19 protein-coding genes are annotated in these 20,295 nt (G+C 50.3%); 4 read left to right on the plus strand and 15 right to left on the minus strand.

Annotated elements, in window-relative coordinates; genetic code table 11:
• Position 1: 1 nt before the first annotated feature.
• The 8 genes from R2103_RS14090 to R2103_RS14125 all read right to left on the minus strand — a co-directional run bounded on the left by R2103_RS14090 (position 2) and on the right by R2103_RS14125 (position 5,989).
• Positions 2-184, minus strand: a complete 183-nt coding sequence (locus R2103_RS14090) for a Trm112 family protein (RefSeq protein WP_090314933.1) — start codon at positions 182-184, stop codon at positions 2-4.
• Between the two features lie 21 nt (positions 185-205).
• Positions 206-1,045 (minus strand): ParB/RepB/Spo0J family partition protein, encoded by an 840-nt coding sequence (locus R2103_RS14095; RefSeq protein ID WP_317531997.1) that lies wholly within the window; start codon positions 1,043-1,045, stop codon positions 206-208.
• A gap of 22 nt (positions 1,046-1,067) precedes the next feature.
• Entirely contained in the window at positions 1,068-1,835 is a 768-nt protein-coding gene (locus R2103_RS14100) for a ParA family protein (protein WP_317531998.1), read from the minus strand.
• A gap of 17 nt (positions 1,836-1,852) precedes the next feature.
• Positions 1,853-2,512, minus strand: a complete 660-nt coding sequence (rsmG, locus tag R2103_RS14105) for a 16S rRNA (guanine(527)-N(7))-methyltransferase RsmG (protein ID WP_317531999.1) — start codon at positions 2,510-2,512, stop codon at positions 1,853-1,855.
• Complete coding sequence (gene mnmG / locus R2103_RS14110) at positions 2,509-4,407, minus strand: tRNA uridine-5-carboxymethylaminomethyl(34) synthesis enzyme MnmG (protein WP_317532000.1); 1,899 nt, start codon at positions 4,405-4,407, stop codon at positions 2,509-2,511. Before mnmG ends, rsmG begins: the two co-directional genes overlap by 4 nt.
• Before the next feature lie 281 nt (positions 4,408-4,688).
• Complete coding sequence (locus R2103_RS14115) at positions 4,689-5,180, minus strand: protein-export chaperone SecB (protein WP_317532001.1); 492 nt, start codon at positions 5,178-5,180, stop codon at positions 4,689-4,691.
• A 13-nt stretch (positions 5,181-5,193) separates the two neighbouring features.
• The gene (locus tag R2103_RS14120) at positions 5,194-5,577 is read right to left on the minus strand and encodes a helix-turn-helix transcriptional regulator (protein ID WP_317532002.1); all 384 of its coding nucleotides are present in this window, start codon (positions 5,575-5,577) and stop codon (positions 5,194-5,196) included.
• A 1-nt stretch (position 5,578) separates the two neighbouring features.
• Positions 5,579-5,989, minus strand: a complete 411-nt coding sequence (locus R2103_RS14125; RefSeq protein WP_317532003.1) for a type II toxin-antitoxin system RelE/ParE family toxin — start codon at positions 5,987-5,989, stop codon at positions 5,579-5,581.
• Positions 5,990-6,509: 520 nt separating this feature from the next.
• Between R2103_RS14125 and R2103_RS14130 the strand changes: the two genes are divergently transcribed.
• The 3 genes from R2103_RS14130 (at position 6,510) to R2103_RS14140 (ending at position 12,487) form a co-directional block, all read left to right on the plus strand.
• Positions 6,510-7,898: an efflux transporter outer membrane subunit gene (locus R2103_RS14130; RefSeq protein WP_317532004.1), complete on the plus strand. Its 1,389-nt coding sequence runs from the start codon at positions 6,510-6,512 to the stop codon at positions 7,896-7,898.
• 153 nt (positions 7,899-8,051) lie between these two features.
• Positions 8,052-9,299, plus strand: a complete 1,248-nt coding sequence (locus R2103_RS14135; RefSeq protein WP_317532005.1) for an efflux RND transporter periplasmic adaptor subunit — start codon at positions 8,052-8,054, stop codon at positions 9,297-9,299.
• Complete coding sequence (locus tag R2103_RS14140; protein ID WP_317532006.1) at positions 9,296-12,487, plus strand: multidrug efflux RND transporter permease subunit; 3,192 nt, start codon at positions 9,296-9,298, stop codon at positions 12,485-12,487. The genes R2103_RS14135 and R2103_RS14140 overlap by 4 nt, the downstream gene beginning before the upstream one ends.
• Positions 12,488-12,590: 103 nt before the next feature.
• Here the strand turns inward: R2103_RS14140 and R2103_RS14145 are convergent, their stop codons facing one another.
• Positions 12,591-14,729 carry an MtrB/PioB family decaheme-associated outer membrane protein gene (locus R2103_RS14145; RefSeq protein WP_317532007.1) on the minus strand — a complete coding sequence of 713 codons (2,139 nt, stop codon included), beginning with the start codon at positions 14,727-14,729 and terminating at the stop codon, positions 12,591-12,593.
• 17 nt (positions 14,730-14,746) lie between these two features.
• Complete coding sequence (locus tag R2103_RS14150; RefSeq protein ID WP_317532008.1) at positions 14,747-15,709, minus strand: DmsE family decaheme c-type cytochrome; 963 nt, start codon at positions 15,707-15,709, stop codon at positions 14,747-14,749.
• Between the two features lie 247 nt (positions 15,710-15,956).
• Here R2103_RS14150 and R2103_RS14155 point away from each other — a divergent pair, with 247 nt between their 5' ends.
• Positions 15,957-17,105, plus strand: coding sequence for a class I SAM-dependent methyltransferase (locus R2103_RS14155; RefSeq protein WP_317532110.1), 1,149 nt, complete (start codon positions 15,957-15,959; stop codon positions 17,103-17,105).
• Between the two features lie 11 nt (positions 17,106-17,116).
• On the opposite strand, the gene R2103_RS14160 is transcribed toward R2103_RS14155, so the two are convergent.
• The 5 genes from R2103_RS14160 to R2103_RS14180 all read right to left on the minus strand — a co-directional run bounded on the left by R2103_RS14160 (position 17,117) and on the right by R2103_RS14180 (position 20,288).
• Complete coding sequence (locus R2103_RS14160) at positions 17,117-17,446, minus strand: nucleotide pyrophosphohydrolase (protein WP_317532009.1); 330 nt, start codon at positions 17,444-17,446, stop codon at positions 17,117-17,119.
• A 265-nt stretch (positions 17,447-17,711) separates the two neighbouring features.
• Entirely contained in the window at positions 17,712-19,484 is a 1,773-nt protein-coding gene (locus R2103_RS14165; RefSeq protein WP_317532010.1) for an AAA family ATPase, read from the minus strand.
• 17 nt (positions 19,485-19,501) lie between these two features.
• Positions 19,502-19,816 (minus strand): DUF2442 domain-containing protein, encoded by a 315-nt coding sequence (locus R2103_RS14170; protein ID WP_317532011.1) that lies wholly within the window; start codon positions 19,814-19,816, stop codon positions 19,502-19,504.
• A complete protein-coding gene (locus R2103_RS14175) occupies positions 19,816-20,115 on the minus strand; it encodes a type II toxin-antitoxin system RelE/ParE family toxin (protein ID WP_317532012.1) in 300 nt (99 codons plus the stop codon). The genes R2103_RS14170 and R2103_RS14175 overlap by 1 nt, the downstream gene beginning before the upstream one ends.
• Positions 20,109-20,288 carry a hypothetical protein gene (locus R2103_RS14180; protein ID WP_317532013.1) on the minus strand — a complete coding sequence of 60 codons (180 nt, stop codon included), beginning with the start codon at positions 20,286-20,288 and terminating at the stop codon, positions 20,109-20,111. Before R2103_RS14180 ends, R2103_RS14175 begins: the two co-directional genes overlap by 7 nt.
• Between the last annotated feature and the right edge of the window lie 7 nt (positions 20,289-20,295).

A 20,295-nucleotide genomic window follows, 5' to 3' on the forward strand; every position in this document is an offset into this window, starting at 1 on the left:
ATTATTTTATTTCAACTTCATCCGGTATCCGGCGCGCTTCGTCCTCCAGCATCACCGGGATGCCGTCCTTGATCTGGAATGCCAGCCGGTCGGGTTTGCAGATCAATTCCTTATCGTCTTTTTTGTAGAGCAGCGGCCCTTTGCACAACGGGCAAACCAGAATATCCAATAACCTTGCGTCCATAATTTTCCTTATTCGTTCTTTCTAGAATTTACTGAGAATATCATCCAATTGATCCAAACTGGTATAGTGGATCACGATATTGCCCTGGCCGTTCTTTTTCGGCTTGATCGCCACCTGCGCGCCGAGACGCTCGGAGATATTCTCTTGCAACCGCAACAGGTCGCGGTCTTGCTTCTGCACTTTTTTCGGCGTTGGGTGCTCGATCTGGTTGACGATTCTTTCCGTTTCGCGCACCGACAGCTGTTTTTGCACGATCACATTGGCGATTTTAATCTGCTGCACCGGCGCCAGCGATAACAGGGCACGCCCATGCCCCATATCGATTTTACCTTGCATCATCAATTCCTGTACCGGCGCGGACAAATTAAGCAGGCGCAGCAAGTTGGAAATCGTGCTGCGCGAATTGCCCAGCGCTTCGCCCGCCGTTTGATGCGTCATGCCGAATTCATTGATAAGACGCTGAATCCCCATGGCTTCCTCCAGCGGATTCAGGTTTTCCCGCTGAATATTTTCGATCAGTGACATGGCCAACGCCGATTCATCGGCGACTTTGCGGATCAGCGCGGGCACCTCGGTCAGTCCGGCCAATTGCGCGGCGCGCCAGCGGCGTTCCCCGGCGATGATCTCGAAGCGGTCGTCACTGATGGGCCGCACCAGAATCGGCTGCATCACGCCCTGCGCTTTGATCGATTCGGCCAGCTCCGCCAAAGCTACTTGATCCATATTGGTTCTGGGCTGATATTTGCCAGGTTGCAATTTGGCGATCTCGATATTCTGCAACGAATCTTCCGCCAGCGCCGCATTGCCATCGCCCGACAACAAAGCATCCAGTCCGCGCCCTAATCCTTTTTGTTTTGTCATTTCATTGGATTCCTTATTTCCTTCAAGCAGGATTACCCGCCAGAATTTCCTTGGCTAAATCGAGGTAGGCCTGCGCACCTTTGGATTGCCCATCGTGATACAACACCGGCAAACCAAAACCGGGCGCTTCGGCCAGGCGCACATTGCGCGGGATCACAGTGCGGTAAACCTTGTCGCCGAAATGCTTCTGCAATTGATCGGAAACCTGCTGCGCCAGAATATTGCGCGGATCGAACATGGTGCGCAGCAACCCTTCGATGCGCAACACGGGATTGAAACTGCTACGCACCCGTTTGATGGTATTGACCAGGTCGCTCAAACCTTCCAGCGCATAGTATTCGCACTGCATCGGAATCATCACCGCGTGCGCCGCGCATAAACCGTTTAGAGTCAACAAGTTCAACGCGGGCGGGCAATCGATCAAAATATAATCGTATTCGTCCTGAATCTCTTCCAGTGCGGTCTTTAACCGCGCTTCGCGCTGCGGAAAGTCGACCATTTCGACTTCCGCGCCCGCCAGATCTCGGTTAGCGGGAATCAAATCGTATTTTCCTTGCGCACTGCTCACCAACGCTTGCTGTATTCCTGTATGACCGAGCAACACATGATAGATCGTGGTTTTCAGCATTTGCTTGTTGGTGCCGCTGCCCATCGTGGCGTTCCCTTGCGGATCGAGATCGATCAGCAGCACGCATTTATCGGCAGCCGCCAAGCTTGCAGCCAGATTCACGCTGGTGGTGGTTTTGCCGACACCGCCTTTTTGATTGGTAATGGCTAGAATTTTGGTCACGGGCTTAGCTCCTGTATTCATGACGCGGAATCAAAGCTGTTCTGTTGGATGATAATCAGTTGCCGGGCGGCATCCAATCCAGGCACATGCAGCGTGATCGTCTTTTCAATCGCAAATGGCGCACGTATTTGCTGGCGTTCTTGTTCCGTGCAATTGGCTTTCATCGCAACCCAGCGGCAGCTGGCAGCATTTTCTCCGGCCAAATGTTGCGTTAACGCGATGAATTCGCCGAGCTCGGAAAATGCGCGCGAAATGACGGTATTCACCTTTTCATCGGGAAGGACATCCTCGATACGCTGCGTCATGATCTCAACATTCTGCAACCCCATTTCAATTTTTGCCTGCTGTAAAAAAGCGCTTTTCTTCTGATTGCTTTCCACCAAAGTCACTTGCCAATCCGGCCTTGCCAGTGCGACCGGAATGCCCGGCAAGCCTGCGCCGGTGCCAACATCGACAATGTTCGGTCCATGAATATGCGGCAACACCGCCAAGCTATCCAGCACATGCTGCACCAGCATGTCATGCGGATTGCGGATCGCGGTCAAGTTATGGACTTTGTTCCATTTTTCGATCAGTAATAGATAATGCTCGATGCTTTTAGCCAGCTGCTCCGGCGCGGCAATAACGTCTATATCCAGCGCTTGCAAGCTGCGCGTAATCTGCGGCAGCAAGCTCATGCGCTTTGTTTTTTGTCATTGACCGCAAAGCCGCGTTTCAAATGCACCAGCAACAACGATATCGCCGCCGGTGTCACGCCGGAAATACGCGATGCCTGGCCGATGGTTTCCGGTTTGTGCTGATTGAGTTTTTGCTGCACTTCGTTCGACAATCCTTTCACTACGCAATAATCGATTTCCTTCGGCAGCAAGGTGTTTTCATACTGCGCCTGGCGCGACACTTCTTCCTGCTGGCGCTGGATATAACCGTGATATTTGGCTTGGATTTCAACTTGTTCGGCGACTTGCGCGCTCGCTACCGGCTCACCCGCGCCCGGCAGGGTCATCAATGTCTCATACGTCACATCGGGGCGCTTTAGCAATTCGGTCAACGTGTATTCGCGCTCAATGCCTTTACCGAGCACACGAAGAGCATCCTGTTCCGGCAATGTACCGGGCAATACGCGAATCGAATCGAGCCGCTGCTGCTCCTTGATGATCGCTTCCTGTTTATTGGAAAACGCTTCCCAGCGCTGATCGTCAATCAAACCCAATTTCCTGCCAGTTTCGGTCAAGCGCAAATCGGCATTGTCTTCGCGCAATTGCAAGCGGTATTCGGCGCGGCTGGTGAACATCCGGTAAGGCTCGGTGACACCGGAAGTGATCAGATCGTCAACCAGCACGCCCAAGTACGCTTCATGGCGTTGCGGCGACCAGGCATCCCGTCCCTGCACTTGCAGTGCGGCATTGATCCCGGCCAGCAGCCCTTGCGCGGCGGCTTCTTCATAGCCGGTGGTGCCGTTGATTTGTCCGGCAAAAAACAGACTCGCGATGGTTTTGGTTTCGAGCGTATGCTTCAAATTGCGCGGATCGAAATAATCGTATTCGATAGCATAACCGGGGCGCGTGATGTGTGCGTTTTCCAATCCGGCGATGGAATGAATCAATTGCGTTTGCACCTCGAACGATAAGCTGGTGGAAATACCGTTCGGGTAGATTTCATGCGTACCCAGACCTTCCGGTTCGAGAAAAATCTGATGCGATTCGCGCGCGGAAAAACGCACCACTTTGTCTTCGATCGACGGACAATAGCGCGGCCCGACGCCTTCGATTTTTCCGGTAAACAGTGGCGAATCGACCAAGCCGTCGCGAATAATATCGTGCGTATCGCTATTAGTATGCGTAATCCAGCACGAAATCTGGCGCGGATGTTCGATGCCGGTATCGATCAGGGAAAAAAACGGCACCGGTTGATCACCCGGTTGCTCCAGCAGTTTGGAATAATCCATGCTGCGGCCATCGATGCGCGGCGGCGTGCCGGTTTTCAATCGCCCTGCGGGAAATTCCATTTCCCGTAACCGCTGCGCCAATGTCAGCGCTGGCGGATCGCCTGCGCGGCCTGCTTTAAAATGGGTTTTGCCGATATGCGCCAACCCCGCCAGAAACGTGCCGACCGTCAAAATCACCGCGCGCGCGCGGAATCTAATCTGCAACTGCGTCACCACGCCAACCACGCGATCCTGCTCGATGATCAAATCGTCCACCGCCTGCTGCATTACCCGCAAATTCGGCTGGTTCTCAACCCGGCTGCGAATCGCTTGCTTATACAATACCCGGTCGGCCTGTGCACGCGTCGCCCTGACCGCCGGACCTTTGCTCGAATTCAACACCCGGAACTGAATCCCCGCCTCATCCGCCGCCAACCCCATCGCACCGCCGAGCGCATCGATTTCCTTCACCAAATGGCTCTTGCCGATACCGCCAATCGACGGGTTGCACGACATCTGCCCGATGGTTTCGATATTGTGCGTCAGCAACAACGTCTTGCACCCCATGCGCGCCGCCGCCAGTGCAGCTTCCGTTCCGGCATGTCCGCCGCCGACAACAATAATGTCAAAATCCGTGTGATTGCTCATAGTGTTATGATGATTGGTAACTCAGGTGACGCAAGAAGATTTAATCGATTGGTTTCACGTGAAACCATGTTGCGCATTGTAAGCTAAAAAGGTGAAATTTTCGCGGGCAATTATAGGTGGTACACAAAAGCCCAGGCAAGATAATTTCTAGAACAGCTGCATTCGTATCGCGGTTGAATTCCTTTTGTCAAATCAGCAAGGTAAAATATTCAAAGCTTATTACACACCATAACTTTCTGATCGTCTTGAAAGCAGATTTCTCTCTTAGTCACTGCTGAAATCTAAGGCGTAGATTTTGAGCTTCTCTTTTTCTTAACCTCATGTGATTGCTCCGGGAGCATATCCTGATTTTTTTCCTTCTTGATTTTGTCAAGAAAGTTGACCGTTGGGAGAATCAATAAGCCGCCATAACATCTCGAGGTAATCGTCATCACTTGCTCTCTGATTGCACTGTAAAGAATAGCGCAACCATTTACAATCGCCATTTCTTCATGCTTTTCTTTTGGTACTGATTCACTGATCACAAACAATCCTGAAGCCTCAACATCGATTGCATAGGGTGCAATTTTGCCTTCATTATTGCTAATGACAATACGAAGATTCACACCATAAGTTAATTCGTTATTCTGATTTGAGAAAATATTTAATTTCACTGTTTCTCCAATATTTACCCCATTGAAATCAAAGCCTCTCGCAAATCCAGGACCGGGAACTTCATCAGGATTTTGTGGAAACTGAGGTACTACTGAAATCCCAAGGTAGTACATTTCCATGAGATGAATTGGGCTAGGCTGCATATAGATAAGTTGGATCGTTAGCTGATTGGTTTATAGTGGCCAATTTTTGGTATTCACTGCTCAATACAGATTCAGTTGTTGATATCATCTTTTTTCCAGATAACGATTGAAGTTTTATTTCCAGATTGTAGCCCACCGCGCGAGAAAGTTTGACCATACTTTCAATGGTTAAATTGGTATCTCCTCGTAGTACTTTAGAGATATAAGCATTGCTTGTATTCAATGCACGAGCTAATTCAGCATTACTCATGCCGCATTCCCTACGCTTAGCTTCAATAGTGATTGCAAAATCAAGTTTTGCAGAATTTACCCAGTAATCATCTGTTTTCTTGAATTCTTCCAATCTTTCTTTGAGTGATTTGCTTAACGCCATGCTATTCCTCCCTTATTTCTATCAAACTATTTTTCATTATCGAATGAAAATAATCTCTGTATGCACTTATAGCTCTATTTACAACATGCGAGTCTGCCTTCTGGGTCTTTTTTATAATTACTTCAGTGCAAACAACAATGGTTTTACCTTCTCCATGGAAATAAACAAGCCTTAATTGCCCATGGATTAATTCATAAATATTCGGATTCCTATGAATGAGATGAGATAAACTACTTGAAAAATTATCAAATCCATCAGTAGCAATCCTATCCAATTTCACTAATAGCGCATCTCCATGTTTCTGATATTGAGACTGCAAACCACCATTTAATGAATCATATGTTGGACAGCTATCGCCTTTCATGATCGCAGCTATTGTAAATTTCCCATTCGCCAGGATTTTTACTTTCATTCGATTATTTTTAGTTTAGGTAAATATTAACCTATAGGTTAATATTGTCAATGATTTTGGTCAAATGTAAATAATAAAAAAGAGATAAATTCCTGCTTTATCTCGAATAAAAAAGTTGAAACGATTAATTTACAGTTCGGCAATTCTACGATGAAAGTGCCAAGAATTCGTAGAAGTACAATTCAATCATTCTCACTCAACAACCAGCTCCACATCCTGGCCTGTACGGGTGGTCAATGTAATCAGCATGTTCAGGTTAAATTTTTCCCATTTTCAGCGCATCAGGTCGGACACGCGGGATTGTCCGATACCTAATTTTCCGCAGCTTCTTGCTGCGTCCACCCGCGTTGCACGGCAGCAAGTTGAAAACCTGCTTCGCGGCGCGCTTTTTCAGGAAAACTTCTGAGATCATTTTGTACAATACCGGAAAGCAACGAAAGATCTTTTCTATAGTCTATAATCAGCCAATGATCAATTTAGCAATGCTTAAATTGCAATCTTCAATCACCAAATAAAATATATGCAACGCTGGCTTCGTACCTTATCCATCCTGCCCATCCTGCTGCTGACCGCATGCGCGATGGGGCCGGACTATATCCGCCCGCAGGTCGATATCGCGGAGAAATTCCGTATGGAGCCGATGGAGGGTGAATCGGTCGCCAATTTGCGCTGGTGGGAGTTGTTACACGATGAGACATTACAGCAGCTGATCCGGCAGGCTTTGCAGGAAAACAAAAATCTCAAGCAAGCGGTGGCGACGGTTGAAGAGTTTCAGGCGCGTTTATATACCACGCGCATGGGGTTTATTCCGAACTTTAATGCCGATGCCAACGCACCGGCTTTCGGCACGCTTGGTGGCTTCTTGCGTCCGGGCTTTGCCACGCCGTTCAATTACTACGGCCAGACCACGCTGAATTGGGAGCTGGATATCTGGGGCAAGATCCGCCGTTCCAATGAAGCGGCGCGCGCCGATTTGCTGGCGCAGGAGGAAAACCGCCATGCCATCATTCTGACGCTGGTCAGCGCGGTGGCGCAGTCTTACTTCGATCTGCTGCAATTGGACATGCAGCGCGATATCGCGCAGCGCGCACTGGCTTCATGGGAAGAATCGGTAGCCATTTCGCAGGCGCAGTTGCAGGGCGGTGTCATTTCCCGTCTCGATTTCGATCAGTTCGAAGCTGAGCGTGCCAATGCCGCATCCCGGGTTGCCGAGCTGGAACGGCAAATGCGGCAAAAGGAAAACGAGCTCAGCGTGCTGCTGGGGAAAAACCCGGCGCCGATTGCACGCGGCCATACGCTGACGGAGCAATCGATGCCGCCGGAAGTACCCGCCGGTTTGCCGTCGGAATTGCTGCAACGGCGTCCCGACATTCTGCGCTCGGAACAATTGCTGGCAGCGGCAACCGCCAAAATCGGCGTCGCCAAGGCCTCGCGGTTTCCCAAGATCTCAATTACCGGTTTTCTCGGTGTGGCCAGTCCGGCGCTATCTAACTTACTGATGTCCGGCAGTGAATTCGGCACGGGCGGGCTTGGTTTGGCGGTTCCTCTGCTGAACGCGCAAAGCCTGGGATTCGAACAGCGCGCAGCGGAGGCGCAAGCGCGGCAAGCCTTGGCGCAATACGAGCAAACCATTCTGGTGGCGTTCAGGGAAGTTGACGATGCGTTGATCGCGGTACGCACCGCCAATGATCAGCGCAAAGCGCAGCAGTCGCAGGTCGAAGCGCTGCGCTCCGCATTACAGATAGCCGATCTACGCTACCAAGGCGGGATCACCAGTTATGTCGACGTGCTGCTGGCTAAGCGCAATCTGTTCGATGCCGAATTTGCCCTGATGGCAACTCACCGCCTGCATTTGGTATCGATCGTGCAACTTTACAAAGCGCTGGGCGGCGGCTGGATGTTGCTGTAAGCACCGGTTTGTAGCGGGCGAGCCCGTAAACGGCTGGAACTTATCGCGCACGCCGGTTGACACATAAAATTTTAGAAGTCTGGCAGCGATTTAAGTACATTTTTCCTGACCGGCTTTTCCATTAAATAATCAAAATAACCCAGAGTCGACGCTATGCAGAAAATATTTCAATGGATCAATGCCCGTGAAACTCGAAGCAGTTTCACCTCAGCTTATCGTTTGACGGTTTTGTTGCTCGTGCTGTTAACAGCTTGTTCGGGCCAGCCGCCGGAAAATCCGGCGCCACCACCGCCGCAGGTCGAGGTCATTACCATAGCGCCGCAAACGGTTGACGATCAGCCGGAGTTCATTGGGCAGACCGAGGCTTTCCGGCCGGTTGAGATCCGTCCGCAAGTCAGCGGTATTATCAAAAAAATTCATTTCACCGAAGGGCGGAACGTCAAACAAGGCGACAAGCTATACCTGATCGATCCGGTGCCCTTTAAGGCCATTTACCTCAGCAACAAAGCAAAAGTTGCACAATCCCAAGCACGCCTGACCCAAGCCAAGCAAGATCTGGCGCGTGTCAAACCGCTGCTGGAAAAGCAAGCCGTTAGCAAGAAAGACGTCGATGACGCCGAGGCCGGAATGCTGGCAGCCCGCGCGACGCTGGAAGCCGCGCAAAACGATCTGATCAAGGCGAAATTCGATCTCGATAACACGCTGATCACCGCGCCGGTCAACGGCCGTATCGGCCGCAGCCAGTTTTACGAAGGGCGGTTGGTTTCCGCGCAGGAATCGCTACTCGCCACGATCGATCAGCTCGATCCGATGTATGTCAATGTCAGTGTGCCGGAAAGCTATCTGCTGCGCCGCCGCCGCGAATTGGCTGCGCATAAGGTGGAACGGCCCGACATTTTCCAGCTACGCGGCGTCATGACGTTTTCCGATGGCAGCGTGTACCCGCACGAAGGCATACTGGATTTCGCCGATGTCTCGATACGGCCGCAAAGCGGATCGTTGCAGGGACGTTTCAAATTTCCCAATCCGGAAGGCGGCATGGCGCCGGGAGATTCCTATTTTTATCCCGGTCAGTTCGTCAGAGTCCGTATCAAGGGTTATATCCGCAATAACGCCATGCTGATTCCGCAGCGCGCGGTACAGCAAGGTCCCAACGGCTCATTCGTGTATGTGATCGACGCTGAGGAAATCGCGCAACTGCGTCCGGTGCAAGCCAGCGCTTGGCGCGGCAAGGATTGGTTGATCGAGAGCGGTTTGCAGCCGGGGGGGCGCGTGGTGGTGGAGGGATTTTTCCGCATCCTGCCAGGGGTAAAAGTGCACGCGATTGAACAGCAGCAACAACTGCAGGAAAGTGCCGCCGTTCAGACATCCGATCAACCGGCTCAGCAGGTCGCGCCATGAAGTCACATTTTTTCATCGACCGGCCTATTTTCGCATCGGTATTGTCGATCATCATCGTCGTGCTGGGTTTAGTGGCGTTGCAGAAATTGCCGGTGGCGCAATTTCCGCAAATCACACCACCGATGGTGCAGATCGACGCGGATTATCCCGGCGCCAGCGCGGAAGTCGTTGCCGAAGCGGTGGCGCGCCCGATCGAAGTGCAGTTACCCGGTATCGATAATCTGCTGTATTACGAATCGGTCAGTACCAACGACGGCCACATGATGCTGCGCTTGACCTTTGAGATCGGCACCGATGTCGATATCGCGCAGGTACAGACGCAGAACCGGCAACGCTTGGCTGAGCCGCAGCTGCCGGATGAAGTGGTGCGCCAGGGCGTGACGGTGAAAAAAACATCGCCGGATTTGCTCGCCGTGGTCATTCTGAGCTCCACCGATCCCAAGCATGATAACGTTTTTCTGTCGAATTACGCGTTGCTGCGCATACTCGATAATGTCAAGCGCCTGCCCGGCGTAGGCGACGCCATTATTTTCGGCGGCCAGAATTATTCCATGCGGCTCATTCTCGATCCTGTGCGCATGGCGCAACTCAATGTAACGCCCAGCGAAATCGCCGCTGTGGTGCGGGAACAAAACCGCGATTTTCCGGCGGGACGGATCGGACGCGAGCCCACGCCGGAAGGCACGGAAATGACCATTCCGGTGATTACCCACGGGCGCATGAGCGAAGTGAAGGAATTCGAGGATATGATCGTGCGTGCCTATCCCGATGGTTCGATGGTACGGCTGCGCGATGTGGCACGTATCGAACTGGGAGCGCAATCGTACGACTTGGAGGGACGCTGGAACGGCCAGCCAAATACTTTCTTGCTGACTTTTCTGGCACCCGGCGCCAATGCACTTGAAACCGTGCGGGGTATCCGCGCGGAAATGCAGCGCTTAGGCAAAAGCTTCCCGGCTGGGGTGTCGTACGACATTCCCTACGACACGACCACGTTCATCGATGTTTCCATCAAAGAAGTGTTGATAACGCTGGCGGAAGCGACACTGCTGGTGATTCTGGTAGTTTTTGTCTTTTTGCAAAGCTGGCGCGCCACCTTGATTCCCGCCGTGGCCGTTCCGGTTTCCTTGATCGGCACGCTGGCCGGCATGGAAGCGCTGGGATTTTCCATCAATACACTGACACTGTTCGGCATGGTGCTGGCGATCGGTATCGTCGTCGACGATGCCATTGTAGTGGTGGAGAACGTCGAGCGGCACATGAACCAAGGCGGTTTGTCCCCCAGGGATGCGGCGAAGCGCGCCATGGAGGAAGTGTCTGGGCCGGTAATCGCGATCGTGCTGGTGCTGGCTGCGGTGTTTTTGCCGGTAGCTTTCCTTGGTGGTATTACCGGCGAATTGTATAAGCAATTTGCCATCACCATTGCGTTGTCAGTCGCCATATCCGGTTTCGTCGCGCTGACCTTGAGTCCCGCTTTATGCGCGCTGGTGCTCAAACCTGCGCATCAAGCGCCACAAGGGTTCTGGCAGCTGTTTAACCGCTCATTCGATTGGATGCAGACCCGCTATACCGGCGCCGTGGCAACGATCATGCGGCGCTCGGTGATTGCACTGACGCTTTTTGCGGTAATGATTGCCGGTATCATCGGTTTGTTCAAAATTCTGCCGGGCAGCTTTTTGCCGGAAGAAGATCAAGGCTACTTCATCACCGTGGTGCAACTGCCGGACGGCGCTTCGATGACGCGCACGCGGGAAGTGCTGAGCAAAATCGAAAACTATTTTCAGGCCAATCCGGCAGTACATTCCACCGACGTGCTGGCGGGCCAGAACTTTGTGTTCAGCACGCGCGGCGCCAATCAGGCCACCATGTTCGTTCCACTGAATCACTGGGATACACGCCAGAACCCCGAACAAAAAGTGCATGGCTTGATCGGCGCGGCTTTTCAGGAATTTGCCAAGATTCCCGAGGCGCTGATTCTGGCTTTCAACGCGCCTTCGATCAGCGGCTTGGGATCGACCGGTGGATTCTCGGTGCAGATACAAGATCCCAGCGGCGGCGATTTCGCCGAGTTTGCCGCAGTAGCGCAGGAATTCACCGCCAAGGCCATGGAAAATCCGGCGATTGCCGTGGCCAGCACCAACTTCCGCGTCAGCGCGCCAAGACTGTATGCAACGGTGGATCGTGAGCGCGCCAAGGCGCTGGGGGTGCCGATTTCGGAAATTTTCGATACCATGCAGGCCTATTTCGGCAATTTTTATATCAACGATTTCGTCAAATTCGGCCGCATTTACCGGGTGCAAACCGAAGCATTACCGGAATACCGCTCCAATCCCGACGATATCAGCAAAATTTATGTGCGCGCGCAGAGCGGTGCAACATCGACCATGATTCCGCTGGATTCGGTCGTCAATACCACATTCAACAGCGGCCCCGATCCGGTAACGCACTTCAACGGCGCCAATTCCGCGCTGGTGCTGGGCGGCGCCGCGCCGGGCTACAGCTCAGGGCAGGCGCTGGCCGCACTGGAGCAAGCCGCCGATGAAATTCTGCTGCCACGCGGCTACACCCTCGATTGGAGCGGCATTTCGCTGCAAGAACGCAAAGCGGGCGGACAATCGGTCATGGTGTTTGCATTTGCGCTACTGATGGTGTTTCTGGTACTGGCCGCTCTGTACGAAAGCTGGTCGATTCCGATGGCGGTGATTCTGGCGATTCCTTTCGGCATACTCGGCGCGCTGCTAGCGATATGGATGCGCGGCTTGAGCAATGATATTTATTTCCAGATCGGCCTGGTGACTTTGATCGGCTTGGCGGCGAAAAACGCCATTTTGATTGTCGAGTTCGCCAATCAGCGCCACGCCGCCGGGGAAACCCTCACCGATGCGGCGCTGGATGCCGCCCGACTGCGCTTCCGGCCGATCATCATGACGTCGTTAGCCTTCATACTCGGCGTGTTTCCATTGGTGATCGCCTCCGGCGCGGGTGCAGCGAGCCGTCATTCGATCGGCACCGGGGTATTCGGCGGCATGCTGGCGGCCACCTTCCTGGCGATTTTCTTCGTACCGTTGTTCTTTGTCGTGATCGGAAAAATGAAACGCCGGAAAACACCGCAGGCCATTGCAGTGAGTTCGCAGGAAAATGCGGTTAATCATCCTGAAAATCCTGAAGACACCGGCCAGGGTAAGTAAATCAATCAGTCCAAGTGCTGATAAAAGCTCTTGCGATTTCAACATGCGCAGTAGTTTCGTTCACCGCGAGTCAATCGTGCGGTGAACGAAACCATGACTTCCTTTATTGCCAGCTATAAAGCACCGAAAGAAAGGCGAAGTTGACCATTTGATTGTTGTTTTGCGTCAATGTAGTGCCATCGGTATAGCGCCATCCCGTCCACGTCCATTCGTTGGTTTTAAAGTGATCCAGAATGTAATCCAGGCGCACACCCAGGTTCTTACGAATATCGTATCGAGCAAATAGCCGCAGGCTGGAGTATTGCGTTGAAATATTCGGAACGATATTGACTTGCGGCTCAAGCGTGACTTTCTGATTGAATTTATCGGTGTAATCCGAGAACATGAAATTGGCGCCGGTTTCAAGCTTATCGGTTGGTTTGGCGGTGACTTCCATACCCACGGAAGTTCCTATGTTATGCAGATTGCTTCCCCAAATTTCACGAATTCCGTTATCGGTAATCGCGTTTCTAGAAGCCTGATCGATATGGGTTTCATTGCGTGAGAACCATGCGGTTGCTTGCAGCCGCTCGGAAAATATATACGTGGCATCGAGTGAATAATTTCTTGCGGAGCCTTTGCGCAAGCCTAAACCGGACCCTGGCCGCTGGCCGTAATCATCAATCGACTCATCGATTGCAACTTGTATGGACAATGAATCGATCGGATCCCAATTAGCTAGAAAGCGGACTTTATCCCGGCTGCGATCGGCAAGATTGGACGGTGCGATGAGATTGAAGAACGGAGCACCCGAATCGGTCGTATTGGTGAGAAAACTTGAACCGAAACGATCGCTGTGTATATATGAAATCGTACCGGTAATCGTGTCGGATAACGAGCGGCGCAATTCCGCGCGATAGAAAAGCTCATCGGTTCTAAAGCGGTGACCGGTATTGGTCGCCGTTCCGGTGCGATCCCGGTGTTCATAATCAATACCGCCGATCAAACGAAAATTGTGCGGCAGCGAATAGTTTGCTTCAAATTTACTGGTTATCGTGCGGAATGAACGCGGATTATTCAGACCATTCCATGTATTGCCGTTCAAATCGTGCAAAGTGGCCATAGGGTTATAGAATCGTACCGGTGTTTTGTCGTCGCGATCCTCGAAACGGAAGTTGGTATTGATCGATAACTTTTGCAGCGGACGCGCTGTCAATCCGGTTTGCGCCAGTACGGTATCGATACGCCCGCCCAAATTGGCGCCAATACCGGGTGCGGTTAGCAGTCCCGGGGAAAATGAATCGGTTTGGGTCGCTCGCGTATAAGCAACTTTGAACGTGCCGCGGGTTGCTGGGGTAAAGCTATATCCACCGGATAGAAAACCCTGATGCGATTCGTTATCCGGCGCAAGTGCGATCGGTGCATATTGGCTGGGTGAAAAAATACCCCCGACGGTGCTGCCGCCGGTAGGTGTCAATAATGCATTTTTGTTGTTATACATCGTGCCGTAATAGCCGCCCGATAATTGCAGATCTTTTCCCGCATAATCGAGTGAAGCGCCAAAAATCCGGATGGTTGAATTGATCGGTTCCGGAACAAACTCAAAACCGCCGATCGCTCTCGGGCTGGGTCTGCCATCGAATCCACTGAGCCTAGGCTCGCCCAGCCGGTTTCCGCGCCCGAAAATACGCTCCCCGTCTTTTTCTTCGTTACGGAAATGGAGGTGAAATTCCAGATTACCGGGAAGGAATTGGTTAAAACTGAATCCGATCGATTGCCGCTCGGTACTCAATTGGGCGGGATCGCCCGTTGTTCGAGTAGACGGTATATGAGGATCGGTGGTGCCGATGCCGGTAACCGCGGTATTGACCGTAAACGGCTCGTAGCGCGGTGTTTGGCTGTAATCGATAACATAGCCCCATTTACCTTGTTTGCTGTGCTCAAAACGCACATCACGGTTTTGGAATCCTAAATTACGTCCCAGCAGTTTGAACCATGTTCCGGTATCGTCGTAGCGTTTGGCAATATCGACATTAAAGATTCCATAAGGTCCTTCATTGCGCAAACCGGTATACTGGCCGAATCGCGCGTTATCATTGAACAATTGACCGGCACCGATATTCACCACGCTTCTCGGCTTGGAAAGTTCTTTTAAAGGATCGGCATCCGCTCCGGAAGAATAGGCCGGAACTGCCGTCACGACGCATGTGAAAAACACCATTGCAGGTGAAAATTTTTTGCGGTTAAGCGTGTTAATGAACATGATATTTGTCTCCATTCTTAGCGCTGAAATACGCTTTCATTGCGAATGTTTTCAGGCATGTTGCTGCCGTGAACCTGGGTGTGGCAATTGGCGCATCCACGCGCAAGCGTGTTTCTGGCATAAGCGCCCGTGAGCGTGCCGGAGCTGCCTTGGTGCGTGTTCGGCTCGTGGCATTGCTGGCATAGGAATGGGGAACGGGTGCGCAATAAATTAGGCGCTGTGGTGCCATGTGGATTGTGGCAAATCGCGCAATTTTCCTGTACCGGCGGATGGTTGTAGACAAAGGGGCCGCGCTTTTCCATGTGGCAGGTATAGCAAGTATCGTTGACGCTATCCCGCACCATTTTGCTTGGACCGGCTGAACCATGCGGATTGTGGCAATCCGAACAAATAACCTTGCCTTCACGGATGGGGTGGCGGTACGGACGGTTAATCAGCTGGCGCATCTCCTTATGGCAGTTAAAGCAAACCTCAGGCTGCGTGTTGCGGTTGCGCACTTTGTCCTGTTCGGTATGAATGGTGTGGCAGGACGTGCATGCGACATCGCGATTCGCGTGGGTGCTGCCAGGCCAATGCATGCGCTTGCCGCCTTGATGGCATGCTAAGCAGGCGTTATTCCTGTCCTCAATGGAATTGACGGATTTTTTCCCGAATGTCCGTTGCGGCATGAGCGCTTTGTCCGGTGAGTCTTCATGACTTCCGCCCTCACCGTGGCAGCTGGTGCATGTTGGGGTTCTATGATCGGCAGTGGTACCATGCTTGGTTTTCCCGATAGCGAGAATGGGATTGTCACTGTTTTCGTCATGGCACGCCGTGCACTTACCGTCGCCGCGCAGAATAAGATCTTGAGGAGGGTCATCGTCATCATCGTCAAGCTCGGCTGAGCTGACGGGTTGCGGTAATACAGCGATAATGAATGCAAGAATAAAAGCCAATAACCCAGGCACAGCAATTTGCCTGATTTTGATGATTGTTAACATGCCTATTTCCTCTACTCTTTGATAGTTTGCTTGGGGGCGCATTATTGGCGGTAGAGAGAAAAAGTTCTGTGAGTTTTGTCACGCGCATGAGCGGATTATCCATCACTCATCTTATTTTTTGATGAATTGAGTCTAAATATCACTAAAGATCAGTCAGTTATCCGTACTAGCGATGAAATATGAAGATTGAAAATGAAAGGAAAAAAGAATGCAAATCTGCGGTGCCGATCCGTCTGCCAGCATCGTGATGAATGATCCCGTCATTTGCTGGAGCGAGGATAACGAAGAAAAATCCGCCCGCTGGCGTTGTGAAAAAGGATTGCCACCACCCAAACGGGTGCAAGTCATTGACGACCGCATGCCAGCCGATACCGCTTATCGTCTGGCTTGTGAAGGGACAGCATTATTGTGGCGCGGTGATTTCCAAAATGCACGCCAACTGTTGCAAGCAATGGCGCGACGGGTGGATAAAAAGAAACCGGAGAAAAACCCCCGCCAGCAGCCGGTTTTCACGCCCGCTGAGGCATTTCACCGTCACCGTCTGGCGCAATCGCAGCGTGCCCGCACGCTGGAGAAGCTGCTGATTCCATTCAATCCCGATCACACAATCCCGCTGCGCCGCGCACCGGATGTGCACGCCGCTTGCCTGGAAGCCTATGGCGCTTGCACCGTTGCGTATATTGCCTCGCTGCGCGAGTTGCTGGGATTGATCGGCGCTTACGAATGGCGCAAAAAAGGGATTGAAATTGCCGCGCTGGGTATGACGATACACCCGCATTACGGCGTGTTTGCACCGATCCGCAGCGAGTATGTAAAGCTGATCACACAGGCGCCGCTGCCCAAACTGCTGGCCACACAATCCATCGCCTTCGACATCGGCACCGGCACTGGCGTATTGGCTGCCGCACTGGCATCACGCGGCGTGCAACACATCACCGCGACCGACCAGGACCCTCGCGCATTAACCTGCGGGCGCGACAACTTAACGCGGTTAAACTTGCTCAACCAAGTAGAGCTGGTACAAGCCGATCTCTTTCCCGCAGGACAAGCCGCCTTGATCGTTTGCAACCCGCCGTGGATCCCGGCACGCCCCAGCTCACCGCTGGAACATGCCATTTTCGACCCGGAAAGCCGCATGCTGCGGGGATTTCTGCACGGTTTGCGCGATCACCTGCTGGCAGATGGCGAAGGCTGGCTGATCTTGTCGGATTTTGCTGAGCATTTGGGATTGCGCACGCGGGAAGAATTGCTGCAAATGATCGACGCTGCGAATTTGAAAGTGCTGGGACGCACCGATATTAAACCGCACCATCCACGTGTTTCAGACACCAGTGATCCGCTGCACGCCGCCCGGGCGGCGGAATTGACGTCATTATGGCGGCTGGCCGTAAAATAGCCGGGGAATTGCTACAACTCGGTGTACTTTTTCGCACTGCCTTTGGATTTCTCCACCGGATATTTGAGCGCGTTTTTCTCGATTTTCTCCAGCACGATCTGCTTCACGTCCAAATCGTATTTGTCGGCCAGCAGCAAAGCAAACGCGATCACATCGGCCAGCTCTTCCTTGACGCTGGCAATGTCCGCCTGCTCCGGCGTTTTCCATAAAAAAGCTTCCAGGAGTTCAGCCGCCTCAATATTCAGCGCCATTGCCAGGTCTTTCGCATTATGAAACTGCGCCCAATCGCGTTCGTCACGGAATTTGCGTAATGCTTCAGTAAGTTGCTGGATATCGTTCACAGAAAAACAATCGTCACTATTGAAGTTTCCTACTGCCTGGCAGTTACCCAAATTTTATTTAATGCTCAATTTCAACAGCATTTCTACGAAAAATGCACTATTCAGAAACGATAATGAAGCGCAAATGGTCGTAACCGAAATTGAACTGTCCTGATTGCAGGTCAGTTTTTTACTCTGACGATGATTAATCAGCGTATGCTTTCACAGTGTGTATTCGTCAAATTCTCAGTTTTTAAATACACATAAATTTATAGTCAACATGCGGCTAATCCGAATTAGCTCCACTGCTAGGATTCGATTCACGAACAAATTTAATTAGTTTTTGAATTTGTTCTTTCAAATCTAGCTGGCTTAAATTAGTTTCAAAATTCTCAATTATATAGTTCGCAATCGCAACTTTATCAGCTTGAACCTCTTTACCTGATTTCATTGTGATAGAAAGCGTATTTTCATATTGACCAAGCGATGACTTAAATTTTGCTGAAGGATGAATTTTTGATATTGCCTCTTTTAATTTATCCTCACTCAAATAATTTTCGATTTCACGGCCTTTTGTAATCCAAGCATAGCCAGGCCCTTGATTGAATTCACTCATTAAACGCTTTTTTGTCTGATTGAGATTTGCAGCTTTACTAGATTTATCGCTATCAATGACTATAACTCCACGTCGATTTAACCGGCGCAATGAAATAAATTTATCGATCGATTGATCAATATCCTCTCCAGATAAATGCGAAGCAAGACGCCCCCCATAAAACATGATGCTGTAATGAATTCCCTCAAATAAATCGGGAGCTCGACTATTGATCCAGTTGTTTAAATAAATTCTATCGGATGGTCCTTCAACCCAAATAATACAATTCGATTGCAACAAATCTGAAGGATGATAACCGAGGTCTTCGCAAATTTCTGATCGCTTTTTGTCTGAAGTAACTCGCTCTGCAATCGACTGATCTTTCTCAAGGCGGATATGGTAAATCTCGGCACTCGGCGTATCCATGAGGGCAGCCGAATGGGTAGTAATGAAATATTGGTTGTTTGTTGAGTTAACCAAGTATCGGACAAGCTTTTTTTGCAAAATTGGATTTAAGTGAAGCTCAGGTTCTTCCATACAAATTACGGTATTCTCAAGAATAGTAGCCGCAGCAGCTAGAATAATCACTTCATGGATTCCGGTTCCAAGTGACTCAAGTGGAAGAGTCTTTTCATTAATATGAACATGAATCGTGTTTCGTTCATACGGAATTTCTATCGTAGCTGAATTGTTAGCGATAACGTTTTGTAAAAACTTATTGATCTGCTCAAACTTGTTCTTGTCTTTTTGATTAAGCACATCTGGATTTTGCAGTTTTGCCAGCCGCTCGATAATTCCCTCACCACTAAACTCTTCAGAAACACTTCCATGCTTGCCAATCTGCCGAATAGCAGGAATCATTTTTACTACAACAGTTTTAAAATCCGGAGTTAGATGTCTTAATGTTTCTGGGAACCAGGCACCAGCCCGACTTCCACCAGTCTGGTTAGTCAAATTGTTCCAAATAGCGTGAAGGGAATTGTCATTAATCTTTTTGAAAGCGACTTCCCAATTGTCATTAATTAACTTTTTATTTATATCAAAATCAAACCATACATTCTCATCAGTTGCTTCAAGCTCTACCTTATTTTGGAAGGTTGATAATATTAAATTTAGGTGTTTCGGTTGATAATGATTCAGAGGAATTTTTTTAGAAATTTCTCTTTCAAATATTGAGTGTTCACCAGACTCGTTTTTGCAAAGAGAGATGCAGGTACCAGTAACAAAATCCGCACTTACGGGTAAGTGACGGTCCAAAGGAGTTAAATTTAACGGTCTTCTATTGCTACTTGCTAGTTCAGGGTAAATTTCATGAATAAAACGCAGAATATTTGATTTACCGCTATTATTTTGGCCGATGAAAAGGTTGATTCTCGACAAATTTGCAAAACGCTGAATCTTATTTCCAAAGCTTCGATATCCGCCTATCGCAAAAGAAGTTATAGGTAGATTGCTTTCAATCATGTTTAACCCGGAACACATCAAGCTCCATCTTTCCCAATCCCCTCATGCAGCCATACCGAATCAAAATCCGCAGCATTCGACCATGTAAGTACACCTAGTTCTATGCGAACTTGATTAAATAATTGCGCGTCTTTTAAGGCTGAATAAATACCGGCTTTTTCACTAAAAATAAGTTGCGACATATCGATGATACCGGTCGCGCCGTCATTACAAGTCACAGAGAGACAATAGTCAGGCATTACAGTCACTGAACGAATGCGCCATGGTGTGCCTGCTATCTCCCCAATCTTCGCTTTAACGTCGTATCGACTTGTTGCTTGGTCATCTTGCATTAAGATTCTCTGGGAATTTTTTCATCTTTCAGATTCTTTCTCTGGTGCACCACAGCGAGTACAAAAATTTCCTCGCCCTTTATTTCATAGATGATGCGGTAAGAATAAAGGAGCAGTTCTCTCACCGCTTCTTCATTGAGCTCTGGGACCATTCTTCCCATTTTCGGTAACCCATTTAATTCATCGACTAATTCGCGTATATCATGCACAACCTTTTTCGCATAGTAATGCGAGTCGCGAGCGATGAAATCATGGATAGACCGTAAATCAGCAACCGCCTGCTGCGACCAAATTACCACGCATCAATTTCCTGCTTCAGTTGTTCACTCGTCAGCGTTTTGCCTTGCACGACAGCTTCTTGCCCTTTTCTGATTTTGTCCAATAGATATAGCCGGTACATGATCTCATCCATATCTGCATCTTCCGGTAATTGATGAATGGTTTTTAACGCTTCCTGTTTGATTGCCTCCATATTGCTA

It is taken from the genome of Nitrosomonas sp. Is24 (genome assembly GCF_033063335.1).
Lineage (GTDB): Bacteria > Pseudomonadota > Gammaproteobacteria > Burkholderiales > Nitrosomonadaceae > Nitrosomonas.

Coding starts and splice junctions, on each gene's coding strand:
- R2103_RS14090 (WP_090314933.1), bottom strand. CDS start 184: ATGGACGCAAGGTTATTGGATATTCTGGTTTGCCCGTTGTGCAAAGGG.
- R2103_RS14095 (WP_317531997.1), bottom strand. CDS start 1,045: ATGACAAAACAAAAAGGATTAGGGCGCGGACTGGATGCTTTGTTGTCG.
- rsmG (WP_317531999.1), bottom strand. CDS start 2,512: ATGAGCTTGCTGCCGCAGATTACGCGCAGCTTGCAAGCGCTGGATATA.
- mnmG (WP_317532000.1), bottom strand. CDS start 4,407: ATGAGCAATCACACGGATTTTGACATTATTGTTGTCGGCGGCGGACAT.
- R2103_RS14115 (WP_317532001.1), bottom strand. CDS start 5,180: ATGGAAATGTACTACCTTGGGATTTCAGTAGTACCTCAGTTTCCACAA.
- R2103_RS14120 (WP_317532002.1), bottom strand. CDS start 5,577: ATGGCGTTAAGCAAATCACTCAAAGAAAGATTGGAAGAATTCAAGAAA.
- R2103_RS14125 (WP_317532003.1), bottom strand. CDS start 5,989: ATGAAAGTAAAAATCCTGGCGAATGGGAAATTTACAATAGCTGCGATC.
- R2103_RS14130 (WP_317532004.1), top strand. CDS start 6,510: ATGCAACGCTGGCTTCGTACCTTATCCATCCTGCCCATCCTGCTGCTG.
- R2103_RS14135 (WP_317532005.1), top strand. CDS start 8,052: ATGCAGAAAATATTTCAATGGATCAATGCCCGTGAAACTCGAAGCAGT.
- R2103_RS14140 (WP_317532006.1), top strand. CDS start 9,296: ATGAAGTCACATTTTTTCATCGACCGGCCTATTTTCGCATCGGTATTG.
- R2103_RS14145 (WP_317532007.1), bottom strand. CDS start 14,729: ATGTTCATTAACACGCTTAACCGCAAAAAATTTTCACCTGCAATGGTG.
- R2103_RS14150 (WP_317532008.1), bottom strand. CDS start 15,709: ATGTTAACAATCATCAAAATCAGGCAAATTGCTGTGCCTGGGTTATTG.
- R2103_RS14155 (WP_317532110.1), top strand. CDS start 15,957: ATGAATGATCCCGTCATTTGCTGGAGCGAGGATAACGAAGAAAAATCC.
- R2103_RS14165 (WP_317532010.1), bottom strand. CDS start 19,484: ATGATTGAAAGCAATCTACCTATAACTTCTTTTGCGATAGGCGGATAT.
- R2103_RS14170 (WP_317532011.1), bottom strand. CDS start 19,816: ATGCAAGATGACCAAGCAACAAGTCGATACGACGTTAAAGCGAAGATT.
- R2103_RS14180 (WP_317532013.1), bottom strand. CDS start 20,288: ATGGAGGCAATCAAACAGGAAGCGTTAAAAACCATTCATCAATTACCG.